Genomic DNA, 26,391 nt, shown 5'->3' on the forward strand with positions numbered 1-26,391 from the left:
TGAGCGTGGATGTTAACGTCATTGACACTATTTTGGCCAGAGCACCCAAAGTCGCACAGGTTGCTTGAGTCGCCCCGCCAACTCACCCGCTTCCTCACCCCAGCCCGCAAAATAGTCTGCACGCGTTGGACCCACAATGGCACCACCAGTATCTTGCGCCAGCACCAGCCGCTGCAAGGACAGATTCGGCCCCTCAGAGGCCAGCCAGACCGGGGTGCCATAGGGAATGCTGAGCGGGTCCACCGCGATCGAGCGCCCTGGGGTCAGGGGAACACCCTGCGCACCACGTGGGCCAAAAGCCGCATCAAAGTCATTCAAAGTCTCTTCCTTGAAAAACACCAGACGCGGGTTTTGCCACAACAACTCGGCCTGGCGTTGCGGGTTCTGGGTCAGCCAAGCGCGAATGCCTGGCCAGGAGGCATCGCGCACCTCGCCCTGGTCCAGCAGCCAGCGGCCGATGCTCTGATACGGCTGCCCGTTGTGCGCCGCAAAAGCCAGACGCACCAGGCGCTGACGGCCATCGGGCTCGGTCACACGCAGGCGCCCCGAGCCCTGGATCTGCAACAACATCGCCTCAACCGGATCAGCCAAGTACAACAACTCGCGCCCGCGCAAAGCCGCCTGTGGCTGCGCCAAGGTGTCGGCGTCCTTGCGGCTGAACCAGGGTTTGCCCGGAACCAAGCCGACCGGGGGCTGGTACAGCGGGGTGGTGAAACCCTCACCTGGCAAGCGACGTGCGGCAAACTCGGGCTCGAAATAGGCTGTCAGCAAACCCGGTGTTGCGCCCCCCTGCAGCGGCTCCACCCGGTAGGGCTGCAAACGCGACAGCAACCAGCTGCGCTGGGCCTCAGCGTCGCCAATGCTCAAACGCCGCACCTCGGGGCACAACGGCGCAAACACCGGCCCCGGACGCTCACAACTTTTGAGCCAGGCGTTCCAGGCTTCATGCAGCGCGTCTTGTTCCAAACCAGGCAGCTCAGACCAGGCCACAGGCACCCAGCGGCTGTTGCGCTGCATCAACACGGGGCCGGACGGCGCTGCTTCCGGCGCTGCGCTGCGGGCGGCGGGCGCGACGGATGGACTGGTCGGCGACACGCCGTCGGTGCGGTAGCCGGGGCTGGACAGGGGCACGCCGCCGCAGGCCACCAACAAAGCCAGCACGCCAACACTTGTGACGGCCCGCAAGAGAGACGAGGCAGTCGTCATAAAACGCGATGCGCCAGGGCGGGCAAACGGCTGCGGCATGCGGTCAAAAGTTCAAAGTCGAGCTCCGTCAGCACCACCCCAGCTTGCTGCGCGCGTTGCGCCAGCACCTGGCCCCACGGATCGATCAGCATCGCCTGGCCCCAGGTCTGGCGCCCGTTGTGATGCTGGCCACCTTGCGCGGCAGCCGCCACAAATGCCAGGTTTTCGATGGCACGGGCGCGCAGCAGCACCTCCCAATGCGCCTGACCGGTGGTGTAGGTGAAGGCGCTGGGCGCCAGCAGCAGGTGCACCCCGGCGTCGGCATAGGCCCGGTACAGCTCCGGGAACCGCATGTCGTAACACACACTCATCCCAATGCGCCAGACATGCCCATCGCGCGAATCCAGATCAAACGTCACCGGCTCGCTGCCAGCCTCCAGCACCGCCGACTCGTCATACCGTTCGGTGCCATTGTCAAAACGGAAAAGATGGATTTTGTGATAGCGCGCCATGCAGGCACCATCAGGGGAAAAGGCCAAACTGGCGTTAAAAACCCGCTCAGGGGCGGTGGCAACATCAGCACCATCGGCTCGCAGCGGGATCGTCCCGCCCACCAGCCACAAACCTTCGGCCCGGGCGGTTTCTGCCAGAAACTGCTGCAGCGGCCCCTGGCCAAAAGGCTCGGCGATGCCCAGCTTGTCGGCGTCATGTTGGCCCATCAGGCAAAAGTACTCCGGCAACACCGCCAGTTCGGCGCCACCCAGGGCAGCCTGGTGCAGCAAGTCCGCGGCTTGCGCCAGATTGCTTGAGAGACTGGTGGACGACACCATCTGGATCACGGCAACTTTCATGGGGTTTTCTCCTTGGGCAGCGCGCTGGCGCTGCTGATTTTGGTGACTCTGGGGTCGGCCCAGGAGCCGTCGATGCGAAATTGCTGGGTATTGGACTCGATCAGTGGGCGCCTCAACACCATCTGTGCCAGAAAGGTGCCCAGGCCAACGGCAGGGTTGATCACCGTGGCAATCAAGGAGGCGGTGCCGGCGTTGATCTCGGGCACCACCACCACCCGCAGGTCCTGGGTCTCCAGATCGATGTTGGCCGAACCCTCCATCAACACCGCCGCATTCACACCTTTCATCTGCAGGTTGTTGGTGCGGGCAATGCCTTGGTCCACCGTGACATCACCGCGCAAAAAGTCAAAGGCAAAACCTTCGCTGAACACATCCCGGAAATCCAGCGTCAGGCGCCGGGGCAGGGCCTGCAAGCTCAACACGCCCAGCAACTTGGCCAGGCCGGGGTCGGCTTTGAGAAACTGTCCGGAGGCCACATTCACCGTGAACGCCCCGCCCAGGCTCGGGTAATCCGGCTTGAGTGGTGAGCCCATCCAGGACACCTGTCCCTCCATCTTGCCGCTGGCCTGGCGCACCACGTCCTTCATGCCAAAGCGGCTGAGCAGCTTGCCACCGTCGTTCATGTCGAGTTTGAAACTCAGCACGGTTCGACTGCGCTGCGCGCTGCTGGCCGAACCACCTCGCCCGGGCGCCGGGGCCAGAGCATTGATGCGCGCCCAGTTCCCCGAGGTGGTCAAGGTCGCCTCCGGGGTGATCAGGTTGAGCTTGTTGAGCCGCCACTCGGTCGTGGCGCCGGCGGCGCGATTGACAGCGTCGACCTCCAGACGCCCGAGGCGCTTGCCACGCAACTCAAACTCATCCACCACCACGTCCAGTGCGGGCATGCTGGCGGGCTGGGCATCCATCAAAGCCTCCAGCTCGGTAGCGGCACCTGGCGCGATGGTCAGGCGCGACAGCCGGGCATACACCCGCCCGCCGCTGCTGGCCACCGTGGCCGCGCTGGCCTGGCGGTATTCGAGGTAACCCGCCAACTCGGTCGCCTCGACATTACCGCGCCAGACCTGGTCTTCCCGACGGGCATCCAGCGTCACCCGGTTGAAGCTGCGCCCACCGGCGGTCAGGACACCGGTGCGTACCGCCAGCACTGTGGGCACATAGGCCATGTCCACGGCAGCACTGCCCCCTGTGGCCGCAGGCGATTTGCCAAGGAGCGGTTGCAACACATCCCCCCAAGTATCAGCATTGAGCTGCGTGAGGTTGACGTTGGCGCTGACGCCCTGTGAGGGCAGCGCGGGTGAGGTCGCTGCATCGGGCCCCACCAACACCAGCCCCCGCAGCACCCGTGGTTCGGCGCGGCTCACATCACGCTCGTAGGTCAAGCGGCCAAGCCCTTCCAGGCTCAGGCTCAGGCGGTCGCGCGCGGCGGCAGCACCGGACTCACCGCTGAACATGCCAGACTGGTAGCGCAGCGGCAGGCGGGTCTGCGCCTCTTTGGCCAGCGGGGCTGGCAGGGTCGAGGCCAGACCCTGCAAACTGCTGGTCACCAGCACATCCGGGGCGCCAGCACGCCAGCCCACGGAGGCGTTGTAGGCGGCACTGCCAGTGACGTTTTGCGCCAGGCGCGAGACAAAACCCAGTTCACTGGCCTGGCGCATTCCTTCGGCGCTGGCCACCCCGGTGATGCGCAAGCTGGTGGGTACACCACGTGCAGTGGCCTCGGCCACTGCCCCGGGCAACAACACCAGGCCACCGTCCAGCCGCGCGTCACCGCCCAACAAACGCGCCTGAACCCCCGAAAGGCTGAGCCCGCTTTGGGTGTAATTCACCACACCGCGAGCACGTGTGAGTTTGGGCGTGTCGGGTGAGATCTGCACATCATTGCCCGGCAGTGACACACTGCCCGCCACTTGCGACTTGTTGATGTCGGCAATGGGCAAATCCAGCTTGAGTTTGAAGTCTGCATTGCCAGAGGCCACCGCACCCGCCAACGCATGGCCCGTCAAATCCGCCAGCGCCGAGCTGTTCACCACCCGCAAAGCGTCTTTGAGCGGACCTTTCATCTCGGCATGGACCTCCACGCGGGTCTTTTGCAGATCGTTGATGCTCACCTCGGCTTGCGAAATGTGTAGCGCGCTGCCCTCACCCAGCTTGGCCTGTGCGCCTTTGACATGCAATTGCATGCCATTGAAAAGCAATTGCCCGCTGAGTTCGGTCAAGATCGGCCAGGGCAGCTCTTTGGGGCCTTGCAGGCTTCTGGGCAGATAGGCCAGCCGAGCTTGGCTGACATCGGCACTGATCCTGAACTCGCCCTGGGCAGGCCGTGTGGCGGGTATGTCATTGATGTCGCCTTTGATGGCAAACTGCACATTTCGGGCATGGCCAGCCAGTACCGCATCACGCACATAGTTACGCGCCTGGGCATCAATCACCAGGGGCAGATAGCGGTACACGCGATGCCCCTCGGCACGGCTCAAGCTGGCCTGCAGATCAAGCACACCGGGAAAGCGGCTGCGCCCCACCGAGCTAGCAGGGTCACTGGTGTGCCATTTGATGCGCGCCTGGCCTTCTGCATCTGCGTTGCTGAACTTGGCATTGGCCACATCCACAGATATCTGCTCGCCCGCCAGCTGCCACGACACATCCGCACTCAACTGGTCAATCGGTATCACCCCGTCCTGGAAATACGCAGGCACAGCCACACTGCCGTGCACCACCGAAACCTTGGCACGCCCAGTATCCTGGTCAAAGTCCAGATCGGCATCGAGCCCCTGAACACCCGGCGCATCATCAACAGCGGCCAACGCCAGTTGCCGCAAGCGGCCCTTGGCCCGGTAGGACACGGGTGCAGTCACCGGCCCCTGCCAGCTGGCCGTGAGTGATTCAACCCGGCCCTGCGGTGCATAACGCACCAAGCCTTCGCGCAACTTGGCGTCCAGCGGCAGCCGGTCCGCAATCTGCGCCAACGCGGCCAGATCCAGCTGGTCAGCTTGCAACTCGCCATGTGCCGCGATGTTGTCCAGGGCACCCTGGGACAGCAAGCGGACATTGCCGCCCGGCCAATGCATCCCCTCTGAAGTGTCAAACACCAGCGACTCGGTCGCCACCTCAAAACCATCCGCCCACACCCGCCCGGTCAAGCGGCCCCGCACCTGCCGCAGCGACAACAGCTGCAATTCAGCCCCGAGCTTGACCGACACCTGCGCCAAAGCCAGGTCAGTCGTGACCCGGGTCACCTGGCCCTGTTTGACCTCGCCCCAGGCACGTATCGCCCCCCGGCCTTGCTGCAAATCAAAACCGAGGTCCGCAAAACGGCGCAGTTCGGACAGGTCAACCCGCCCAGAAGACGCAAACAGCTGGCCATCCCAGTCCTGCCAGCGCCCGTTGTCACGCGCCAGCAAAGGCTGCACAAACTGGCCCTGTACCGTGAATCGCTCACCCCAGGCCAGCGGCGGCGTCATGTCGATGCGCAGGTCATGGTGTCGCCCGCTGTTGCGGGCAACAAAACTCACCTGTTGCAAGGCTACCGGCTCGGTGTGCCGCATCTCGTCGGTCCAGCGCACCGTGCCACCTTGAATCGCCAGTTCCCGTTGGGAGAAGAGCCAGTTCAAGCTGTCCTGGTTGGCGCCGCCTGCGCCAGACACATCGAGCCCCGCCACCGTGAGACGACCACTGGTATCACGTCGGATGTCAAGCTGGGGCTGGTCGATGTAGAGCTGCTCAAACCCCAGATGCCAGACCGAGCGCGGCGACAGGCTCACCAGCACACGCGGCAGACGCAGGGCCACCCGGCCGGCAGCATCAAGCATCTCCACGTCGCGCAGTTCCAGCGAAGGCATCAAACCGCTGGAGTGGGCCGAGACCGCACCCACGCGCACCGGAACCCCCAGCGCCTTGCTGGCCTGGGCCTGCAGCTGCGGGCGGAAATCGCCGATTCGCGGCACAATCCACCAATGAAGCGTGGCCCAGGTCGCGCCAAACAACAGCCAGACCAGCACCGCGACGATCAACAGGCCACGCGTCAGGGCGGACCAGGTTCTCAGCAAAGTGAAAGTCGGGGGAGACAAATTTTTTGGATAAGAAGTTGCACAGCAGAATTATGACCCGCGCCTCCCTGGCTCTGCATTCCCGCTTTGCGCAGCGTGTACATCGCCGGTTTGAACAGCAACTGCCCCTGCTGGCGCCGGGCCTGCCCACACCGGAACACCTCCAGGCCACCTTTGATGCCTTGAAAAGCGCGGGACAGGACACCGGCAGTGCCTTGCGCATCACTCGGGCGCTGGTGCTCGAGCGCCTGCTGTGCCTGGACTGCGACGCCCAGGCCAGCCTGCCCAAGGTCACCCAGGCCATGACCGACCTGGCGGAATTTGCCCTGAACCAGGCGCTGACCGAGGTCTTGGCCACCCTGGACCAGACCTATGGCGCACCGATGGCGGCCAGCGGCCAGCGGGCCGAAGTGTGGATTGTGGGCATGGGCAAGCTGGGGGCGCGCGAGCTCAACGTCTCCAGCGACATCGACCTGATCTACATCTACGACGAAGACGGAGACACCGCTGGCGACGCGCTGGGACGCAACCGCATCACCAACCACGAGTATTTCGGCAAGGTGGTGCGTGCCGTCTACGGGCTGGTGGGGGATGTCACCGAATACGGCTTTGTGTTCCGGGTCGATCTGGCGCTGCGCCCCAACGGCAACTCGGGCCCGGCCGCAGTCTCGCTCGACGCTCTGGAGCAGTACCTGCATGTCCAGGGGCGCGAGTGGGAGCGTTTTGCCTGGCTCAAGAGCCGGGTGGTAGCGCCCCGGGCCAGCGTCGAGCGCGGTGCCATCCAGCCGCTGCGCCAGGTGGTGATGCCTTTTGTGTTCCGCCGGTATCTCGATTACAGCGTGTTTGACGCGCTGCGCCTGTTGCACCACCAGATTCGCAACCACGCCAGCAAACGCAGCGCGGGCCGCCCCGAACGGGCCAACGACGTGAAGCTCTCGCGCGGCGGCATCCGCGAGATCGAGTTCATCGTGCAGCTGCTGCAGGTGGTGCGTGGTGGCCAGTTTCCCGAGCTGCGCACCCGGCCGACCTTGAGCGCCTTGTCGCGCCTGGTCAAGGCCCAGCTGATGCAAAGCGACACCGCCCAGGCACTGGCGCAGGCCTATGTGTTCCTGCGCCAGGTGGAACACCGCATCCAGTACCTGGACGACCAGCAAACCCACATCCTGCCCACACAGGATGCCGATCTGGCCTGGATTGCCAGCACCATGGGCCTGGACTCGGCCCAGACCCTGCTCACACAGCTCGACAGCCACCGGGAGCTGGTGGCACAAGAATTTGACAAGTTACTCGGTGGCGGCGCGCCCGAATGCAAAGGTTGCCACGCTGGCAAAACACCCGAGGTAACAGCCAGCATGACCGAGCTGCTGCCCCAGCTCGGCGAGGACTTTCGCCAGCGCCTGACGGCCTGGGTCGAGCACCCGCGGGTGCTGGCCCTGCGCGAGGAAGCCCGCACCCGGCTGATGCGCCTGCTGTCGCGTACCGCGCAATGGGTGCGCGAAGGACGGGTGACCGAGGCCGCCGCCGTGGGACTGGTGGACTGGATGGAGCCCTTGCTGCGTCGCGAAAGTTACCTGGCCTTGCTGCTGGAGCGGCCCAATGTGCACAAACGCCTGCTGCGTCTGCTGGGCGCCGCGCGCTGGCCGGCGCGTTATCTGCTCTTGCACCCCGGTGTGATCGATGAGCTGGCGGTCTCGACCATGCTCGAAGCGCGTTTTGACGCCGCGGTGTTTGAGGCCGAGCTCGACCACCGCCGCTTGACGCTGCAGACCGCTGGTGAAGACGACGAGGAAGCCCTGCTCAACCTGCTGCGCCGGGCGCACCATGCCGAAACATTTCGCACCCTGGCGCGTGACATAGAGGGCAAGCTCAGCGTCGAACAGGTCGCCGATGACCTCAGTGCGCTGGCCGATGCGGTGTTGCGCACCACCACCCGCTGGTGCTGGAGCCGACTCAAGAAGACCCACCGCGAACAGCCCCAGTTCGGCATCATTGCTTACGGCAAACTGGGTGGCAAGGAGCTGGGCTACGGCAGTGACCTGGACTTGGTGTTTGTGTTTGACGATGACGATGAGCGCGCGTCCGAGGTCTACGCCAACCTGGTGCGCAAGCTGATCAACTGGCTGACGGTGAAAACCGGCGAAGGTGACCTGTACGAGATTGACACCGCGCTGCGCCCCAATGGCAATGCCGGCCTGCTGATCACCTCTTTCTCCTCCTACGCCAACTACCAGCAGCAGCGTGGCTCCAACACCGCCTGGACCTGGGAGCACCAGGCCATCACCCGCGCCCGCTGTGTGCTCGGTGACGCCGCCTTGCACAGCCGCTTTGAGGCCGTTCGCGCGGCCGTCATCAGCGCCGAGCGTGATGTCGAGGCCTTGCGCACCGAGATCAGCGCCATGCGCGCCCGGGTGGCCAGCGCCCACCCGATCCGCCCGGGTAAATTTGATGTCAAGTTCAGCCCTGGCGGCATGATGGACGCCGAGTTTGTGATGCAGTTCCTGGTGTTGTCGCAGTCCGGTACTCATCCGGAGCTGATGGTCAATGCGGGCAACATTGCCTTGCTGGAACGCGCCGAGGTGCTGGGCCTGTTACCCGCTGGCATCGGCCACGCGGCGGCCAGCGCCTACCGCACCCTGCGCGTGCTGCAACACCGGGCACGGCTCAACGAAGAGTCACCCCAAGTCGGCCCCGACGAATTACAGACGGAACGCCAAGCGATCCTGGCCTTGTGGCAGGCCGTCTTCGACCACTGAACCCTTTTGCGAGCGGGCCAGCGGCCTTGAACGGCTGGCGCCCGCTCTGCCCTCCAACCTCCAACCTCCAACGGCACACGCCCATGTCCAAACACTTCCCTATCACGCTGTCGCTGCTGGCTTGCACCTTGTTGCTGGGCGCCTGCAGCGACGCGGCCAAAGACACCCATCCGCAGCAACTTGTCAGCCAACGTGTTGCCATTTTCAAAAAGATGACCCAGACGCTGGAGCCTTTGGGCCTGGTCGCGCGTGGCCACAAGGACTACGTCAAACCGGTCTTTGTCGAGGGTGCCCAGGCGCTCAAAGACCTGTCCGGCCAACCCTGGGCCTTTTTCACGGCCGATGGCAACTACCCGCCCACGCGTGCCAAGCCTGAGGCCTGGAGCCAAGCAGCCGAATTCAAACAAGCACAGGACAGCTACCTGGCCAACGTCGACAAGCTGGTGGCCGTGGCTGGCAGCGCGGACCTGCCAAGCATCAGCGCCGCCGTGAATGACGTGGAAAAAAGCTGCAAAAGCTGCCACCAGCAGTTTCGCAACGAACGCTGAGCACACCCTGCAGACCGAGCCAGGGCACGAGCCACAATAGCTATCTAATAAGTAGCTATCAGCCCTTTATGAATAAGGGCCAGAGGCATATTAGGATGTGCTTCTGATTTTCTTCACGAGCGCGGTGGTGGAGTAGCCGTGCACAAAGGGCAGCGCCAGCGCCCGCCCGCCGTAAGCTTTCACCACCTGGGTCTCGGCCAGGGTCTCCATGTCGTAGTCGCCGCCCTTGACCAGGATGTCCGGGCGCACCAGCCGGATCAGTTCCAGCGGGGTGTCTTCGTCAAACCAGGTCACCAGTGAGCTGCTGGCCAGCGCCGCGATCACACAGGCGCGATCGACCTCGTTGTTGAGCGGGCGGTCCGGCCCTTTGCCGAGCCGTTTGGCCGAGGCATCGGTATTGAGCGCCACCACCAGGCTGCCACCCAGCGCACGCGCCTGCTCCAGGTACATCACATGGCCGCGGTGCAACACGTCGAACACCCCGTTGGTGAACACCAGCGGGCGTGGCAATCGCGCCAGACACGGCAACAGCTGGTCGGGCCGGCACAGTTTGTGGGTCAGTGCCCCGGGCGTCAGGGCATCGTCAAAAGCAGGAACAGAATGGGTTTGTGGCATGTATTGGATGCTATCAGGCACTGACTCTGGTTTATCCTCCCGGCACCTGCGCCACTGTGGCCTGCTGGGCATAATCAAAGCCGCTATGAACCTGGTCCCTGTCACCACCGATTCGATCCTTGTCGGGCAACCCTTGCCATGTGCCTTACTTGACCAGAATGGGGTGCTGCTGGCCAGCCCGGGCTTCATGGTGGGCAGCCGCCAGGAGCTGGAGGTCATGGTTGGCCAACGCAGCCAGATCTACATCGATGCAGACCAGGCTGAGAACCTGCGCCGCAGCTACGTCAGCCGGCTCAACAACCTGGTGCTGGAGGACCGCTCGCTGGGGCAAATTGCCGAGGTTCAGGTCTCCCCCTACGACGCCAGGCCAAGCAAGAGTGTTGATCTCGACAACGACGAGGCCGACTGGCTGTACCTGCAGCACCAGGCCCATGCCCTGCTGCGCGACCAACAGGGCGACACTTTTCTGCCACGGCTGGAGCGCCTGCAAAACGATCTGGAGCGCGAAACCCTGCGCAACCCTGATGCGGCCCTGTTTGCGCTGATCCACCTCTCGGGCAGCGAAATCCGGCACTACAGCGCCACCCACGCGATGCTGGTCTGCGTGATGTGTTGCCTGGCCGCACGTGATGTGCTGCGCTGGCCAGCAGCCCACGTGCGAGCGCTGAGCAGTGCGGCCCTGACCATGAACATCAGCATGACCGAGCTGCAGGACCGCTTGGCTGCGCAAAAAGAACCCCCCAATCCGGCCCAGTTGAAACTCATCCACAGCCATGCGCCGCGTTCGGTGGACCTGTTGCAGCAGATGGGCATCTCAGATGCACTGTGGCTGGAGGCGGTGCTCAACCACGGCACCAAATCCCCCGGACCGCTGGCACCACGCAGCGACGGCCAGCGCCTGGCGCGCCTGATCCAGCGTGCCGACATGTTTGCCGCCCGCATGTCGCCGCGTGTCACCCGTGCACCGGAAGCTCCCGGCGTGGCCATGCAATCCTGTTATTTTGATGAAAACAAACAAATCGACGAGGCCGGTGCGGCGCTGATCAAGGCGGTCGGCATTTATTCCCCCGGCACCTACGTCAAACTGAGCTCGCAGGAGGTGGCGCTGGTCATCAAGCGTGGCCTCAACACCACCATGCCCAAGGTGGCGGTGCTGATCAACCGCCACGGTATGCCCACAGGTGAACCGATTGTGCGCGACACCAGCCAGGCCGAGTACCGCATCACCAGCAGTGTGCCTTTTCGCGAGGTCAAGGTGACCCACACCCTGGAGCGGCTGATGTCCCTGACACGCCAGGTGATGGCAGAACGCCCCTGGTAAATGCCTTGGGGCTTGCAGCGCCGCAGGCCAAATACTCCTGAAAACATAGCTATTGCCGCCTGACCAACAAGGGCCAAGGCCTCAAAAGGCTTGTAAAGACCGTACACTTCAGGCCCCTTGGCCCAGCGGCCATCCACCACAGAAAGAACACACCGTGACCCTGCCACGCCACCAGGACCCGATTGCCGCCATTGCCACCGCCCCGGGCCGGGGTGCGGTCGGCATCGTGCGAGTCAGCGGGCGCGGTCTTCAGCCGCTGGTGTTGGCCCTGTGTGGCAAAGCCTTGCGCCCGCGCGAAGCCAGTTACACCGGGTTTCTGGACGGCCAGGGTGTGGCGATTGACCATGGGCTGGCGCTGTACTTTCCGGCGCCGCACTCTTTCACCGGCGAGGACGTGCTGGAGTTGCAGGCGCATGGCGGCCCGGTGGTGTTGCAGCTGCTGCTGGCGCGCTGCCTGGAGGCCGCCGCACAGCCGCAGCCCGACGGCCAACCGACACTGGCGCATCTGCGCCTGGCGCTGCCGGGTGAATTCTCGGAGCGCGCCTTCCTCAACGACAAGATCGACCTGGCCCAGGCCGAGGCGATTGCCGACCTGATCGACGCCAGCACCGAAGCCGCCGCGCGCAGCGCCAGCCGATCCCTGGCCGGCGCCTTCTCGCACGAGATCCACCAACTGCGTGACGCGCTGATCCACCTGCGCATGCTGGTGGAGGCGACGCTGGATTTCCCGGAAGAAGAAATTGACTTCCTGCGCCAATCGGACGCGCAGGGTCAGCTCACACAACTGCAACAGCGTTTGGCTCAGGTGTTGGCCAAAACACGCCAGGGCGCCCTGTTGCGCGAAGGCATCAAGGTGGTGATCGCCGGGCAGCCCAACGCTGGCAAGTCCTCCCTGCTCAATGCCTTGGCTGGTGCCGAGCTGGCCATCGTCACTGCGGTGGCGGGCACCACACGCGACAAGGTGCAGCAAACCATCCAGATCGATGGGGTGCCCTTGCATGTGATCGACACCGCCGGCTTGCGCGAGAGTGACGACGAGGTCGAAAAAATCGGGATTGAGCGCGCTTGGCACGCCATTGGCGAGGCCGATGCGGTTTTGTTCCTGCACGACTTGACCCGGCTGGATACTACAGAATACAGAGCTGCTGACGCAGACATCACCAGGGCCATGGCCGAAAAACTGCCACACACTGTGACGGTGATTGATGTCTGGAACAAGCTCGACAGCGCACCCGACAAGGCGCCCGCGCACGGCATCGCGCTGTCGGCCAAAACCGGTGCCGGGCTCGATGCGCTGCGCCAGCAGTTGCTGGCATTGGCCGGTTGGCAACCCGGCGCCGAGGGCTTGTTCACCGCCCGCGCACGCCATGTTCAGGCCTTGCAGCAAGTGCAAGGCCATCTGGAACTGTGCGACCAACACCTGGCCCAGCAGGCCCAGGCGCTGGATGTGCTGGCCGAAGAGCTGCGGCTGGCACAAAATGCCCTCAACAGCATCACCGGAGAATTCAGTGCCGATGATTTGCTGGGTGTCATATTTTCGAGTTTTTGCATTGGAAAATAACCGGGCGTCAGGCCGCCAAACAGCGGACTGACCGAGAATGCCAGCTCCTATCGGCTCGACTGCTCAAGAGGTTCACCATGTCCGTATTCAGTTGGTTGTTTGGCAAGTCCGCGCCAGAGCCCACCGCAGATGCGCCCGCTGCGACCAAGAGCACAGCACCCAGGTCTGTGCCCGGACCGAACTCGGTGGACCCGCTGGCCGACCTCAAACACCAGCGCCACGAACGGCGTGAGAACCTGTACGACGTGGTGCGCAATGTCATGTTGCGCAGCGAGGTGCTGGCCTCGCACTACAAGTTCAAGGTGCTGTCACTCGACGCACGCGGCCGCCAGTTTTTGGTGATGATTGACTTGCTGGGTGACCAGGTGCTGGCCCCAGGCCGCTGGAATGCGGTGGAGCAGCTGATGGCCATGACGGCAGCGCAGCGTTACGACCTGCAGGTCAAGGCGGTGTACTGGCGGCTGGTGCCGCACACGGCGGCAGAGGCGGCTCAACTCAGAGAGGCGCCGATGCGGGAGCCCGCGCGACCCACGGCAGCCGCTGCCACGGCTACACCAGCGCGTCCAGGTTTTGATCCGATCGACAACGACGAGGTGCTGGCCTTCAAAAAAGCCATCTCCGAGGCCTCACCTGGCACACCCGCAGACGTCAAACCCGGTCAGGTGCTGACCTCAGGGCCGCGCAAACCGGCGCCACCCCCCGGTTATGAAGACACCCAGCTGCTGGAGCCGGACGATGTGGCCTCACCGCTGAGCCGCACCCAATTCGGCGGGCTGGACTGACCGCGAGCCCGGCCTCAAACCCCTTCGAAATTCACCAGCGTGAACAGTGGCAAGCCGCTGGCACGCAGCTTGGCTGAACCGCCCAGTTCAGGCAGGTCCACAATGGCGGCGCCTTCCATGACCTCGGCGCCAAGTTTTTCCAGCAGTTTTTTGCCCGCCATCATGGTGCCGCCGGTGGCGATCAGGTCGTCGATCAGCAACACGCGGTGGCCAACCTTGACCGCATCCACATGCAACTCCACGGTGGCGCTGCCGTATTCCAGTTCGTAGGTTTCTTCCACCGTGGTGAAGGGCAGTTTGCCTTTTTTGCGGATCGGCACAAACCCCACACCCAGCTCGTAGGCAATCACCGAGCCGATGATGAACCCACGCGCGTCCAGCCCGGCCACCACGTCGGGGCGCAAAGCGGGGTCCATGTAGCGGTGCACAAAGGCGTCGATCAGTACCCGAAACACCTTGGCATCCTGCAGCAGCGGCGTGATGTCGCGAAACTGCACGCCGGGTGCTGGCCAGTCCATCACGGTACGGATGTGCTCACGAAGGTATTGGTTGACGCTGGTGTTGTACATAAAAACGACAGAGTTGGAAGATCAACCTCTATTGTGCATGGCGCTGTGGCCATGCCAGTTTGGGCAACATCAACCTTTGAGCAGTTTGAGCTCGGTCTGGCTGATGGCATCGGCCTTGCCGGAAATCACCAGGGTGTCACCCGCCACCAACACCAGTTCATCGGTAAGGGGCATGATCTGACCGGACTGGCGGCGCAGGCTCACCAGCCGGGTGTCGAGCACATCCAACGACAAGTCACCGACGGTCTGGCCGATGGATTTGGCATGGGCAGGCAATTGCAGGGTGCTCAGGCGCTCCAGCTGCGCCTCGTCGGCGTCCCCATCGTCGGCACCGCGGAAAAAACCGCGCAGCAGGCTGTAGCGGGCATCACGCTGCTCGCGCACGATGCGGATCACGCGGCGCATCGGGACACCCACCAACGCCAGCGCGTGGCTGGCCAGCATCAAGGAGCCTTCAATGGTTTCGGGCACCACCTCGGTGGCACCGGCTTTTTGCAACAGCTCCAGGTCGTGGTCGTCCTGGGTACGGATCACCACCGGCACCTGCGGTGCATGCTCCTGAATGTGTGACAGCACCTTCAGGGCGCTGGCAGTTTCCAGATAGGTCACCACCACCGCGCTGGCACGCGCCAGGCCCGCAGCCATCAAGGCTTGCAATCGCCCGGCGTCCCCAAACACCACCGAATCCCCCGCCGCTGCGGCTTGACGCACCCGGTCCGGGTCCAGGTCAAGCGCCATGTAGGCGATGTGCTCCTTGTCGAGCATACGCGCCAGATTCTGGCCACAGCGGCCGTAGCCGCAGATGATGACGTGTTTGTTGGCCTTGATGGCTTTGCGGGCGATGGTGGTCATCTGCACCGACTCCATCAACCATTCGTTGCTGACCAGGCGCATCACGATGGCGCCGCTGCGCATGATGATGAAGGGTGTGGCCAGCATCGATAACACCATGGCGGCCAGAATCGGGTTGAGCAGCTCCGGCGGCACCAGGTTGTTGTTTTGCGCCAGTGTCAGCAGCACAAAACCGAACTCACCGGCTTGCGCCAGATACAGGCCGGTGCGCAAGGACACCCCGGCACTGGCACCAAAACCTTTGGTGATCAGGGTGATCATCGCGGCCTTGAATAACACCGGCAGCGTCACCAGAATCAGCACCAGTGGCCAGCGCTCCAGCACCAGGCGCCAATCCAGCATCATGCCGATGCTGATGAAAAACAGACCCAGCAACACATCGTGGAAAGGGCGGATGTCGGTCTCCACCTGGTGCTTGTACTGCGTCTCCGAGATCAGCATGCCCGCAATGAACGCCCCCAGAGCCAGGCTCAGACCCGCCAGCTCGGTCAACCAGGCCAGGCCCAGCGTCACCAGCAGCAGATTCAGCACAAATAACTCTTCACTCTTGCGCCGTGCCACCTGGGTCAACCACCAGCGCATCACACGCGGCCCGCCCACCAGCAGCAGGGTGATCAGAACCCCAGCCTTGAACAGCGCCCAGGTCAGGGTCTCCGCCATCTGTTCGGGTGAGGCACTGAGCGCCGGAATCAGCACCAACAGGGGCACCACCGCCAAATCCTGGAACAGCAGCACACCCATGATCCGCTTGCCATGTTCGCTCTCCATTTCGATGCGTTCGGACATCAGCTTCACCACAATCGCGGTGCTGCTCATGGCCATCGCACTCGACAGGGCCAGGGCTGTTTTCCAGTCCATGCCCCACTGGCTGGGCGCCAGCTTCGCCAACACCATGCTCGCGGCGGTGGTGACCAGCATGGTCAGTGTCACCTGGAACATCCCCAGGCCAAACACATGCTGGCGCATGGTGCGCAGCTTGGGCAGGTTGAACTCCAGACCAATCACAAACATCAGGAACACCACACCAAACTCGCCCAGGTGGCGCACACCATCGGCATTTTTGGCCAGCGCCAGCGCGTTCGGGCCAATCACCACACCCACGGCCAGGTAGCCCAGCATCGGTGGCAGTTTCAGCGAACGGCACACCACCACACCGAGTACGGCGGCCAGCAGGTAAAGAAGGGTTAGATCAAGCGGATTCACCCCTGGATACTAACAAGCGATTTTGGGATGAACCCCGGCTGGCCGATAAAATGCGAGCATGAACAACCTGCCCACCTCTGCGCCATCTTTTGACGCTGACCGCGTCCTGATGCTGGCCCGAGACACCCTGGATGTGGAAGCCGCCGCAGTGCTGCGCCTCAAGCAACATCTGGGTGACAACTTTGTCAAAGCGGTCCAGCTGGTGCTGGCCAGCCCCGGACGCGTGGTGGTCATGGGCATGGGTAAAAGTGGTCACATTGGGCGCAAGATTGTGGCCACACTCGCCTCCACCGGCACACCGGCCATGTTTGTGCACCCGGCCGAGGCCAGCCATGGTGACCTGGGCATGATCCAGCCGCTGGATGTGGTGCTGGCGATTTCCAACAGTGGCGAGTCCGACGAGCTCAACGTGATCCTGCCGATGATCAAGCGCCTGGGCATCCCATTGCTGGCCATGGCGGGCAGCGCCACATCGACCCTGGCACGCCATGCCACCGTCTTCTTGAACAGCAGCGTTGAAAAGGAAGCCTGCCCGCTGAACCTGGCCCCCACTGCCAGCACCACCGCCCAGCTCGCGCTGGGTGATGCGCTGGCCGTCGCCCTGCTGGACGCTCGCGGTTTTAAGGCAGAGGACTTTGCCCGCTCCCACCCCGGCGGCGCTCTGGGGCGCAAGCTACTGACCCATGTGCGGGATGTGATGCGCACGGGTGACCAGATCCCCAAGGTCGGCCTGACGGCCAGTTTCAGCGAACTGATGCGCGAGATGAGCGCCAAGGGCCTGGGTGCCGCCGCCGTGATGGACGAGACCAGCCAAGTGCGCGGCATCTTCACCGACGGCGACCTGCGCCGACTGGTGGAAAAAGGCATCGATTTGCGCCAGACCACTGCGGGGCAGGTGATGCACCTGAACCCGCAGACGGTCAGTGTGGATGCACTGGCGGTGGAGGCCGCCGAGCTGATGGAGTTGCGCCGTATCACCAGCGTGCTGGTGCTCGATCACAACGGCCAGCTGTGTGGTGTGCTCAACAGCAACGACCTGATGCGAGCCAAGGTGATCTGATGGCACCGGCCCTGAACTTCCCCCCCGAACTGCTGCTCCAGGCACAAGGCATCCGCGTGGTCTTTCTGGACGTGGATGGTGTGTTGACCGACGGTGGCCTGTATTTTTCGGAAGGCGGCGAAACCCTCAAACGCTTCAACACGCTCGATGGCCATGGCCTGAAACTGCTGCAGCGCGCAGGCATCACCCCGGCGGTGATCACCGGCCGCGACTCCAAACCCTTGCGCCTGCGGCTGGCCGCACTGGGCATCGAACACGCGGTGTTCGGCACCGAGGACAAACGCCCTGCTGCCGAGGCCATCCTGCAGACCCTGGGACTGGACTGGACACAAGCGGCCGCCATGGGTGACGACTGGCCAGACCTGCCGGTGATGACGCGCTGCGCCTTCGCCTGTGCGCCCGCCAATGCCCAGGCCGAAGTGCTCGCGCGGGCCCACCATGTCACACAGCGGTGTGGGGGCGAGGGCGCGGTGCGCGAGCTGTGTGACCTGTTGCTGGTGGCCAGTGGGCGGTATGCCCAGCTGTTGCAAGCCTATTTGCCATGAACAGGCTGCGCTGGGCCTGGGACCGTTTGGCCTTGTACCTGCCGGTGCTGCTGATGGGGCTGCTGGCGGGCGCCACCTACTGGCTGGTGCGCAGCACCCCCAGCCCTGGCGCCGTGGCAGCGGCCACAGCGCCTCAGCATGAGCCCGACTACTTCATGCGCAAGTTTTCTGTCAAAACCTTTGATGCCACGGGACAGCTCAAGAGCGAGGTCAAAGGGACCGAGGCGCGGCACTACCCCGATACCGACACCCTGGAGATCGACCAGGTGATCATCCGTTCTTTTGATCAGGAGGGGCGTTTGACCACGGCCACCGCCCGCAGCGCGCTGAGCAATGGGGATGGCTCCGAAGTCACCCTGATCGGCAACGCCAAGGTACTACGGGCAGCCACCGTCAGCGCCACCGGCAAGGAACAACCCACACTGACCTTCAGTGGCGAGCATTTGCACGCGTTCATCAACACCGAGCAGGTCAGCTCGAACCAGCCGGTTGTCCTGACACGCGGCCAGGACACCTTCACCGCCGACAACATGGCCTACGACAACCAAACGCGTGTGATTCAACTCGACGGGCGAGTCAAAGGTGTGCTGATTCCCAGCCCCAAACGCTGATTGAATACCCACATGGCACCTCTCGTCCTGATCACCGGCGCCTCCAGCGGTTTGGGCCAGGCCTTGGCCCTGCACTACGCACGAGCGGGCTGGCGACTGGCCCTGGTTGCACGCCGGGGAGACAGCATCAAATCATGGCTTACCCCTGATGTAATAAGCGCAGATAGATATCAAATATATAGCACCGATGTAACAGATACCCAGGCGATGCAACGCATGGTACACGACTGCCTGGCACGCCAGGGTGTGCCCGATGTGGTGATAGCCAACGCAGGCATCAGCATCGGTGTGGATTCGTCACGCCCCGAAGACCTGGATGTCATAGCGCGCATTCTGGCCACCAACGTGATGGGCACAGCGGCCACCCTCGGGCCGTTCATTCCCGCCATGGTGGCACGCGGCTCCGGCACACTGGTGGGCATCGGCAGTGTGGCTGGCATCCGGGGTCTGCCCGGCCACGGGGGTTACTGCGCCAGCAAAGCTGCGGTCATCAGTTATTGCGAAAGCCTGCGCGGTGAGTTGCGCAACACAGGCGTCAAGGTCGTGACCCTGTGCCCGGGCTATGTCGCCACACCACTGACACAGAACAATGGCTACACCATGCCCTTTTTGATGCAACCTGAGGTTTTTGCAGACAAAGCGTTCAAAGCCATTCAGGCGGGCTGCAGCTACCAGGTGATCCCGTGGCAAATGGGTGTGGTGGCCAAGCTGCTGCGCCTGCTGCCCAACGCCCTGTTTGACAAGGCTTTCGCCGGACGCCCGCGCAAACCGCGCAGCAACAGCGTCTGAACCGCGCAGCAAAAACAAAAGGGTCCCGAGGGACCCTTTGTTGTCAGACCGAAGCCTGAACCAAGCAGCAAGTGCTTAGTAGCTGCTACGGCCACCGCCGTAACCACCACCACCACCACCGCCGTAACCACCACCACCGCCGCCGCCAGAGCGACCGCCACCACCGTAGCCGCCACCGCCGCCGCCGAAGCCGCCGCCACCAGAGCGAGGAGCACGGGGTTCCATCGGACGGGCTTCGTTGACCACCAGGCCACGACCACCGAATTGTTGGCCGTTCATGGCGTTGATGGCTGTTTGTGCTTCAGCATCGCTACCCATTTCGACGAAACCGAAACCTTTGGAGCGGCCGGTGTCACGTTCCATCATGACTTTGGCGCTGGTAACGGTACCGTGTTGGGAGAATGCCTGTTGCAGGTCATCGTCACGGAAGGAATAAGGCAGATTGCCTACGTAAAGTTTGTTGCCCATGAAAGGACTCCTCAAAATAACTCAAAACGCGATGGAGTCCATGACCGCTGCAACCAAACCCCTGGAGACTTAGAGAAGACGCGTAACTGGCATTCACCGCAAACCCATACCACTCCATGAAGAAGCAATATGGCGAGGATCATACGTCAAGTTACCGTTTTTCAAACTATTTTTTCATCAGTGCTTGAAATGGCCTCAATCTGTCGCCCCGATACCACTTTGTAAGTTACCCATCAGTTGTTTTGAGTGCGACGCTCACGCACAACTGGCACACGCAAATCATCGAGGTAGTCCTGCGCAATATTGACACCCGAACGCACGCCCAGGTCACCCGCATGCTGGGCCAGCCAATGGTGGGCGTGGCTTTGCCCGAGATCGTGCAAGGCATTGATCAGTGGCGCATCGGTCGCCAATTTGGTGGCCGCGCCAAGCTGCTCCAGCACCTCACCACCGTCAATGCGGTGCAGCAAAACGTCCTTGTAGTGCTCAGGGTTGAGTTTGCCCTCCTTGAGCAGGCGTTTGACAAAATCGATGGCGCGCATTTCGGCCATCAGCGCGGCATTGAAGGTGATTTCGTTGAGGCGATCCATGATGTCCACCGCGCTGGTGGGCAATTTGTCGCGCCGGATCGGGTTGATCTGCACCAGCAGAATGTCACGGCTGCTGCATTGGTAGATCAGGGGGTGAATCGCCGGGTTGCCGACGTAGCCACCGTCCCAGTAGAACTCACCGTCAATCTCCACCGCCTGGAACATCATGGGCAGGCAGGCCGAGGCCATCACCGCGCTGGCGGTGAGGCGCTCACCAGAAAACACTTCAGCCTTGCCAGTGCTCACCTTGGTGGCCACCACAAAGACTTTGAGATCCTGAAAAGCAGCCAGTCGCTCAAAGTCAATCTGGCGTTCGACAAAATCCTTCAGCGGATTGATGTCCAGCGGGTTGCTTTGGTAGGGTGACATCGAGCCTGACCAGGCACGTGCCATCGCATCCGCCCATTGCCCGGTGGGTGAGCTGTCCAGGCCGGTCAAACCGAACATCAGGTCAAACGGCGCGCGCTGCGCCTGGCTGAGAGCCCCCATGGCCACAATGCCGCTCCAGAAATTGGCCAGTGACTCGCGCGCGGCTTCACGCGCGGTGACGCTGGAGCGCCCCTGGGCCTGCGCCAGACCGTGCGCCAAGGCCACCGCGTTCATGGCCCCTGCACTGGTGCCGCTGATGCCTTCGATGTCGATGCGCGGGTCTTGCAACAGCACATCCAGCACGCCCCAGGTGAAGGCGCCGTGCGAGCCGCCGCCTTGCAGACCCAGGTTGATGCGGTGGGTGTGTGCCCCAACCGCGGGCTGGTGATCAGGATGTTTGTACATGGCTTGAGCTTAGCAGACCCTCTGTCAGACACGTCGCACAGACCATCAAAGGCACGTCAAGACGCTATTGAATACAAAGCATCACATCCTTTATTTACATGGACTTCAAGGGCATTGACCACATAACCACGCGCCAGCGCTTTCGCATTCCGGGTGGCGGTGCTAAAGTTGTAACAAACAGACGAGATTGACAAAACCGGCAGGTGGGGACACATGAAGTACTTGCAGCAACTGGTCAAAGGGGGCGCAGCACTGGTGGCAGTTTTGCTGAGTGCCTGCCAGCCTGCCTCAGGAGATCTGCCCCTGCGCTACAGCCAATCGTTGTCCCCGTCGGAGCTGCCCGTCTATCGGCTGGCGGTGTATCCGCTCTACAACCCCCGCTTGCTGGCTGCTGCCTACCAGCCACTGGTGGATCACCTCAACACCCAGTTGCCCGCAGCCCGGTTGGAGCTGGAGGCGTCACGCGACTACCCCAGCTTCGAAAACAAGTACACCCTGCGTGAACCGGCCTTTCTGCTGCCCAATCCCTGGCAGACCTTGCAGGCCATGGCACACGGTTACCGGGTGATTGCCATGGCAGGTGATCCCAAAGACTTCCGGGGTCTGGTGGTGGTGCGCCGCGACAGCGGCATCAAGGTGCCGAGCGACCTGAAGGGCAAGGCCGTGAGTTACCCCGCACCCACGGCGCTGGCGGCATGTGTCATGCCGCAGTACTTCCTGCACACCCAAGGCATTGACGTCCAGCATGACCTGCAGAACCTGTTTGTTGGCTCACAAGAGTCCGCCATCATGAACGTTTACCTCGGTCAGACAGCGGCGGGTGCCACCTCGCCACCGCCTTGGCGACTGTTCCAGCGCGACCATCCCCAAGAGGCAGGCCAGCTTCAGGTGATGTGGGAAACCGAGCCGCTGGCCAACAACTCGGTGATGGTGCGAGACGACGTGCCCGAGCAGGTCTGGCAGCCTGTGCTGGCAAACCTGCTGGCACTGTCGCACACCACGGCAGGGCAAGCCGTGTTGGCCGGTATGTCTATTGACCGCTTCCGCACAGCGGACCAGCACAGTTATGAGGTGGTGGCCCGTTATGTCAGAGACTTCGAACTGGCCGTGCGGCCCATAGAGAGCCGCTGATGCAAGACCCCCTGCACCGCCTGCTGCTGGGCAGTCTGCGCCGCCAACTGGTGACGGGCACGGTGCTCAGTGTTGCCCTGATGCTGTCTGCCTTGGTCTGGGATCTGACACGCCGCCAGCAAGAAACGCTGCTTGCCGAACAGGCTAACCAGGCCATGGGCATGGCCAATAGCACAGCCATGGCGGGAAAGCTCTGGCTGGCGTCCCGCGATGTCGGCGGGCTACAGGACCTGGTGCAGAGCTTGTCCAACGCCCCGGAGCTGCGTTACGCCATGGTGCTTGACCGCCGTGGCCAGGTGCTGGCCCACACCGAACCAGGGCGACGCGGCCACTACCTGACAGACCTGCCATCCAGCCCTCAGCTCCAGGTGCAACGTTTTGAAAACCATCTGGTGGATGTGTTCAGCCCGGTGATGCTCAACAACCGCCCCATCGGCTGGGTGCGGGTGGGTCTAGCGGGCGAGGCCTTGCAAGAGCGCCTGTCACAACTCACACGGACGGGGGTGTTCCATGTGCTGCTGGGTACCCTGATGGCTGCGGTGTTTTCAGTGTTGGCCAGCGCACTGCTCATGCGTCGCGGGGCGCCCGCCAGCGGACTTGCCCATGGGGCACAGCCGGGCCACACCGCGCAGCACGACCAGGACAACAGCGGGGCGTTTGAACGCGTGATGCTGGACTCGGTGGCGGCCGGGGTGGCGGTGATTGATCACCAAGGCACCATCCTGTCAGTGAACGAACAATGGCGGCGTTTTGCCCTGGGCAACAGCCCTCAGCCCGGCCAAGCGGCGCCACACACCGACGTCGGCACCAACTACCTGCAAGCCCGTGGCATCGCACAGACCAGTGCCAATCCGTCTTTGGCACTGGTACGCGAGGGTGTTGAGTCGGTACTGGCAGGTCGATCAACCCAGTTCTGTCTGGACTACCCCGCCGCGTCACCCGACCAGCAGCGCTGGTTCAGCATGGTCGTGCGGCCGGTGCACTTGCCCACCCACAGCGGCGCGGTGATCACCTATACCGACATCAGCACCATCAAGCTGACCGAACGCCTGGAGCAGTTTCGCGGCCATATCCTGGAGCTGATGACGGGGGATGCCAGCCTGGCAGATCTGTTGCACGCGATGGTGCTAGGGGTGGAGCAGCTGCACCCGGCCATGCTGTGCAGCATTGTTCTGCTCGATGACCAGGGGGTGCATCTGGCGCGCTCCATCGCACCGAGCCTGCCTGATTTTTACAACCAGGCGCTGGTTGGCCTGGCCATTGGTGTTGGCCAGGGCTCGTGTGGCACCGCCGCCGCCACCGCTGAACGTGTCATCGTGGAAGACATCGCCACCCATCCCTACTGGGCCAACTACAAGGCACTGGCTTTGCAAGCGGGGCTGCGCGCCTGCTGGTCGCAGCCAGTGCTGTCCTCCAGCGGGCGGGTGCTGGGGACTTTCGCCATCTACCACCGCCAGGTCCATTCACCCGCGCCCCATGACATTGCCCTGATCGAGCAGTCTGCCCGCTTGGTCAGTATCGCCCTGGACCAAAAAGCCACCCAGGACGCTTTGCGGGCCAGCGAAGACATGTTCCGCACCTTGTTCGAGACCTTGCCCACCGGCGTCCTCTATGAGAATCTCGACGGTGTCATCACCTCGGCCAACCCGGCGGCGCAGCGCCTGCTGGGCCTGACCTTGGACCAGCTGCAAGGCACCGCCTCCACCGACCCACGCTGGCATGCCATCCACGAAGACGGCAGTGATTTCCCCGGTGATCAGCACCCCATTTCGAGGGCGCTCAGGACCGGCCAACCGGTGCGCAACGTGATCATGGGCATTGCCGTGCCTGAACGCGATTACGTCTGGCTGCTGGTCAGTGCCATGCCCTTGTTCAAAGACGGCAAGCTGGCGCAGGCCTATGTGGTGTTTGAGGACGTGACCGACCGCCATGAGATGGAGCAGCATGTCAGACACATGGCGTTTTATGACGCACTGACACAGCTGCCCAATCGGCGACTGCTCACCGACCGGCTCACCCAGGCCATCACCGCCAGCCGGCGCAGCGGTTGTTATGGCGCCATGATGTACATCGACCTGGACAACTTCAAACCGCTCAATGACCGGCATGGCCACGAGTTGGGTGACCTGTTGTTGAACGAGCTGGCTCGCCGCCTCAAAGCCTGCGTGCGTGAGGTCGACACGGTGGCGCGTATCGGTGGTGATGAATTTGTGGTCATGCTGACGGATTTGGCGCCTGATCCCGCCGCATCCTGCGCACAGGCCCAGCTTGTTGCGGCCAAGATACTGGCGAGCCTGTCCGAGCCCTATGTGCTGACCTTCTGCGACACCGGCGACCAGACCCGCGATGTGGGACACCGCTGCACCGCCAGCATTGGCGTGACCCTGTTCTCGCACCGCGACACCAGCCAGGAGCAGATCTTGCAACGGGCAGATACCGCGATGTACCAGGCCAAGGGCGAAGGTCGCAATCGGGTGCGTTTCTTTGAAGGGGTTGGAGGTCTGCCGCTGGGTGATGCGACTAAGCCAGCCTGAGTGCCAGGTAGATCTTGACACCATCGCGCAGCACCAGCAGGGCCACCGACTTGCCAGCCTGTTGTGTCGCCGCGTCGACCTGGGCCAAGGTGCTCACGGTCTGGCCGTTGATCGCCAGCAGCAGATCACCGGGTTGAACACCTGCCCGGTCGGCCGCAGCAGCCACCCCCTCAATCAACAAACCCGTGTCGCTGCTGGGTCCGGGTTTGTCAGCCACTTTCGGCTGACGCAACAGCAGACCGAGCCGGTCCACCGGTCTCGGTGCGACGGTGGCGCTGGCTACCGACTGGGTCACCGGCACGGTCGCATCACCCAGCTGGACCTGCACCGTGCGCGTGGCGCCCTTGCGCCACACATCCAGTTCCATGCGTTCCCCGGGCTGCGCCAAACTCACGCTGGCAGAAAGGTCGCCTGAAAACTCGATCACTTTGCCGTTGACCGCCAGCACCACATCGCTGTCCTGCAGACCCGCCCGTTCAGCCGCGCTGCCTTTTTCCACATTGAGCACCAGCGCCCCGGCCGGTTTGCCCAGTTTGAAAGCTTCCGCCAGTGTTTGGTTGACATCCTGCACCTCCACCCCCAGCTTGGCGTGACGTACCTTGCCGGTGCTCAGGATCTGCTGTTGGATACGCTGCGCCACCGCCATCGGAATGGCAAAGGACAAGCCCTGATACCCCCCGGTTTTGGTAAAGATCTGCGAGTTGATGCCAATGACTTCGCCCCGCATATTGATCAGCGGCCCACCCGAATTGCCCGGGTTGACGGCCGCATCGGTTTGGATGAACGAGACCGAACCGTCCCCCGGCAAGGAGCGCCGGGTGGCGCTGATGACCCCCGCCGTGACCGTGCTCTCAAAACCGAAGGGGGAGCCGATGGCCAGCACCCATTCACCGACCTGCGGCGGGGTCGACGAGGTGGTGGGGGCAACCTTCAAATCACGGGCTTCGATTTTCAGCACCGCGATGTCGGTGCGCTTGTCCGTGCCCAGAACCTTGGCCATGAACTCTCTGCGGTCCGTCAGTTTGACCACCACCTCTTCCGCATCACTCACCACATGGGCGTTGGTCAGGATCACACCATCCGCGCTGACGATGAAACCGGAACCCTCTCCACGCACAGGAATGTTCAACTGCGACGGCAAACCACCAAAACGTTTCTGAAACCCGCGCAGGAAGTCACTCACCGCGTCATCCTCCTGGGTACTTTCCGCCTCATTGCCTGGGTCCTTTGCGGCGGCGCCCGCTGTCGACACCTTGCGGGTTCCGCGCACACTGATGTTCACCACGGTCGGCGAAAACTGCGCCACGATGCTGGTCATGTCGGGCAGCGCCGTGGTCCGTGGCCCAGCCTGGGCAGCGGCGGGCAGGCTCTGGGCGTAGCTGGCCTGGATGGCCCCCAAACCAGTCAAACACGCCAACATGAGGCGCAGCATCACCCTCGATGGGTGCAGTGGGAAACAACGCAAGACATTCAAAATAGATCCATTCACAGTGAAGGAGAGACAGGACGGGGCACCGAGACACGCCGCATCCAAAGTCCGCGATGATCGCCCATGCCCCACCCTGTGTCATGTCGCGGTGGTGAAGTCAACGTAAAGTTGGCACGT

20 protein-coding genes are annotated in these 26,391 nt (G+C 63.0%); 11 read left to right on the forward strand and 9 right to left on the reverse strand.

All coding sequences use genetic code 11. The features are described from left to right. Positions 1 to 27: 27 nt before the first annotated feature. From mltA to RF819_RS08935, 3 genes are read right to left on the reverse strand one after another with little or no spacing between them, the layout of a single operon-like run. Positions 28 to 1,206 carry a murein transglycosylase A gene (mltA, locus tag RF819_RS08925; protein WP_200224278.1) on the reverse strand — a complete coding sequence of 393 codons (1,179 nt, stop codon included), beginning with the start codon at positions 1,204 to 1,206 and terminating at the stop codon, positions 28 to 30. Beyond that, positions 1,203 to 2,036, reverse strand: a complete 834-nt coding sequence (locus RF819_RS08930) for a carbon-nitrogen hydrolase family protein (RefSeq protein ID WP_078364667.1) — start codon at positions 2,034 to 2,036, stop codon at positions 1,203 to 1,205. Before RF819_RS08930 ends, mltA begins: the two co-directional genes overlap by 4 nt. Then, a complete protein-coding gene (locus RF819_RS08935) occupies positions 2,033 to 6,079 on the reverse strand; it encodes a YhdP family protein (RefSeq protein WP_242473087.1) in 4,047 nt (1,348 codons plus the stop codon). Before RF819_RS08935 ends, RF819_RS08930 begins: the two co-directional genes overlap by 4 nt. 53 nt (positions 6,080 to 6,132) lie before the next feature. On the opposite strand from RF819_RS08935, the gene glnE reads away from it, so the two are divergent. Continuing rightward, on the forward strand, positions 6,133 to 8,832 hold the full coding sequence (gene glnE, locus RF819_RS08940) for a bifunctional [glutamate--ammonia ligase]-adenylyl-L-tyrosine phosphorylase/[glutamate--ammonia-ligase] adenylyltransferase (RefSeq protein WP_078364669.1): 2,700 nt from the start codon (positions 6,133 to 6,135) through the stop codon (positions 8,830 to 8,832). 83 nt (positions 8,833 to 8,915) lie between these two features. After that, positions 8,916 to 9,380 (forward strand): c-type cytochrome, encoded by a 465-nt coding sequence (locus tag RF819_RS08945; protein ID WP_143541645.1) that lies wholly within the window; start codon positions 8,916 to 8,918, stop codon positions 9,378 to 9,380. 90 nt (positions 9,381 to 9,470) lie between these two features. On the opposite strand, the gene rfaE2 is transcribed toward RF819_RS08945, so the two are convergent. After that, positions 9,471 to 9,995 carry a D-glycero-beta-D-manno-heptose 1-phosphate adenylyltransferase gene (gene rfaE2, locus RF819_RS08950; protein ID WP_078364671.1) on the reverse strand — a complete coding sequence of 175 codons (525 nt, stop codon included), beginning with the start codon at positions 9,993 to 9,995 and terminating at the stop codon, positions 9,471 to 9,473. Between the two features lie 85 nt (positions 9,996 to 10,080). Here rfaE2 and RF819_RS08955 point away from each other — a divergent pair, with 85 nt between their 5' ends. The 3 genes from RF819_RS08955 (at position 10,081) to RF819_RS08965 (ending at position 13,659) form a co-directional block, all read left to right on the forward strand. Then, positions 10,081 to 11,316 carry an HD-GYP domain-containing protein gene (locus tag RF819_RS08955; RefSeq protein ID WP_242473090.1) on the forward strand — a complete coding sequence of 412 codons (1,236 nt, stop codon included), beginning with the start codon at positions 10,081 to 10,083 and terminating at the stop codon, positions 11,314 to 11,316. Between the two features lie 154 nt (positions 11,317 to 11,470). Then, a complete protein-coding gene (gene mnmE / locus RF819_RS08960; protein WP_244899885.1) occupies positions 11,471 to 12,877 on the forward strand; it encodes a tRNA uridine-5-carboxymethylaminomethyl(34) synthesis GTPase MnmE in 1,407 nt (468 codons plus the stop codon). 77 nt (positions 12,878 to 12,954) lie between these two features. Continuing rightward, positions 12,955 to 13,659: a hypothetical protein gene (locus RF819_RS08965; protein ID WP_078364672.1), complete on the forward strand. Its 705-nt coding sequence runs from the start codon at positions 12,955 to 12,957 to the stop codon at positions 13,657 to 13,659. Positions 13,660 to 13,673: 14 nt separating this feature from the next. Here the strand turns inward: RF819_RS08965 and RF819_RS08970 are convergent, their stop codons facing one another. Next, complete coding sequence (locus RF819_RS08970; RefSeq protein ID WP_078364673.1) at positions 13,674 to 14,228, reverse strand: adenine phosphoribosyltransferase; 555 nt, start codon at positions 14,226 to 14,228, stop codon at positions 13,674 to 13,676. 69 nt (positions 14,229 to 14,297) lie between these two features. Continuing rightward, positions 14,298 to 16,283, reverse strand: a complete 1,986-nt coding sequence (locus RF819_RS08975) for a monovalent cation:proton antiporter family protein (protein ID WP_078364674.1) — start codon at positions 16,281 to 16,283, stop codon at positions 14,298 to 14,300. Between the two features lie 58 nt (positions 16,284 to 16,341). Between RF819_RS08975 and RF819_RS08980 the strand changes: the two genes are divergently transcribed. From RF819_RS08980 to RF819_RS08995, 4 genes are read left to right on the forward strand one after another with little or no spacing between them, the layout of a single operon-like run. Then, positions 16,342 to 17,343: a KpsF/GutQ family sugar-phosphate isomerase gene (locus RF819_RS08980; protein ID WP_078364675.1), complete on the forward strand. Its 1,002-nt coding sequence runs from the start codon at positions 16,342 to 16,344 to the stop codon at positions 17,341 to 17,343. Further along, positions 17,343 to 17,888, forward strand: a complete 546-nt coding sequence (locus RF819_RS08985; RefSeq protein ID WP_078364676.1) for a KdsC family phosphatase — start codon at positions 17,343 to 17,345, stop codon at positions 17,886 to 17,888. The genes RF819_RS08980 and RF819_RS08985 overlap by 1 nt, the downstream gene beginning before the upstream one ends. Then, positions 17,885 to 18,499 carry an LPS export ABC transporter periplasmic protein LptC gene (gene lptC, locus RF819_RS08990; protein WP_078364677.1) on the forward strand — a complete coding sequence of 205 codons (615 nt, stop codon included), beginning with the start codon at positions 17,885 to 17,887 and terminating at the stop codon, positions 18,497 to 18,499. The genes RF819_RS08985 and lptC overlap by 4 nt, the downstream gene beginning before the upstream one ends. A gap of 12 nt (positions 18,500 to 18,511) precedes the next feature. Further along, positions 18,512 to 19,288, forward strand: a complete 777-nt coding sequence (locus RF819_RS08995) for an SDR family oxidoreductase (RefSeq protein ID WP_078364678.1) — start codon at positions 18,512 to 18,514, stop codon at positions 19,286 to 19,288. Positions 19,289 to 19,363: 75 nt separating this feature from the next. Here RF819_RS08995 and RF819_RS09000 read toward each other — a convergent pair whose 3' ends face one another. Together RF819_RS09000 and RF819_RS09005 are read right to left on the reverse strand one after the other, a co-directional pair. Continuing rightward, positions 19,364 to 19,756, reverse strand: coding sequence for an RNA recognition motif domain-containing protein (locus tag RF819_RS09000; RefSeq protein ID WP_078364679.1), 393 nt, complete (start codon positions 19,754 to 19,756; stop codon positions 19,364 to 19,366). Positions 19,757 to 19,989: 233 nt separating this feature from the next. Continuing rightward, a complete protein-coding gene (locus RF819_RS09005; protein WP_078364680.1) occupies positions 19,990 to 21,120 on the reverse strand; it encodes a patatin-like phospholipase family protein in 1,131 nt (376 codons plus the stop codon). Between the two features lie 213 nt (positions 21,121 to 21,333). Between RF819_RS09005 and RF819_RS09010 the strand changes: the two genes are divergently transcribed. Together RF819_RS09010 and RF819_RS09015 are read left to right on the forward strand one after the other, a co-directional pair. Then, positions 21,334 to 22,251: a phosphate/phosphite/phosphonate ABC transporter substrate-binding protein gene (locus tag RF819_RS09010; protein ID WP_078364681.1), complete on the forward strand. Its 918-nt coding sequence runs from the start codon at positions 21,334 to 21,336 to the stop codon at positions 22,249 to 22,251. After that, positions 22,251 to 24,785, forward strand: a complete 2,535-nt coding sequence (locus RF819_RS09015) for a diguanylate cyclase domain-containing protein (RefSeq protein WP_078364682.1) — start codon at positions 22,251 to 22,253, stop codon at positions 24,783 to 24,785. The genes RF819_RS09010 and RF819_RS09015 overlap by 1 nt, the downstream gene beginning before the upstream one ends. Here RF819_RS09015 and RF819_RS09020 read toward each other — a convergent pair. After that, a complete protein-coding gene (locus RF819_RS09020; protein ID WP_242473092.1) occupies positions 24,772 to 26,205 on the reverse strand; it encodes a Do family serine endopeptidase in 1,434 nt (477 codons plus the stop codon). The genes RF819_RS09015 and RF819_RS09020 overlap by 14 nt on opposite strands. Positions 26,206 to 26,391: the final 186 nt, after the last annotated feature.

Source organism: Rhodoferax fermentans, assembly GCF_002017865.1.
Taxonomy (GTDB): Bacteria; Pseudomonadota; Gammaproteobacteria; order Burkholderiales; family Burkholderiaceae_C; genus Rhodoferax; species Rhodoferax fermentans.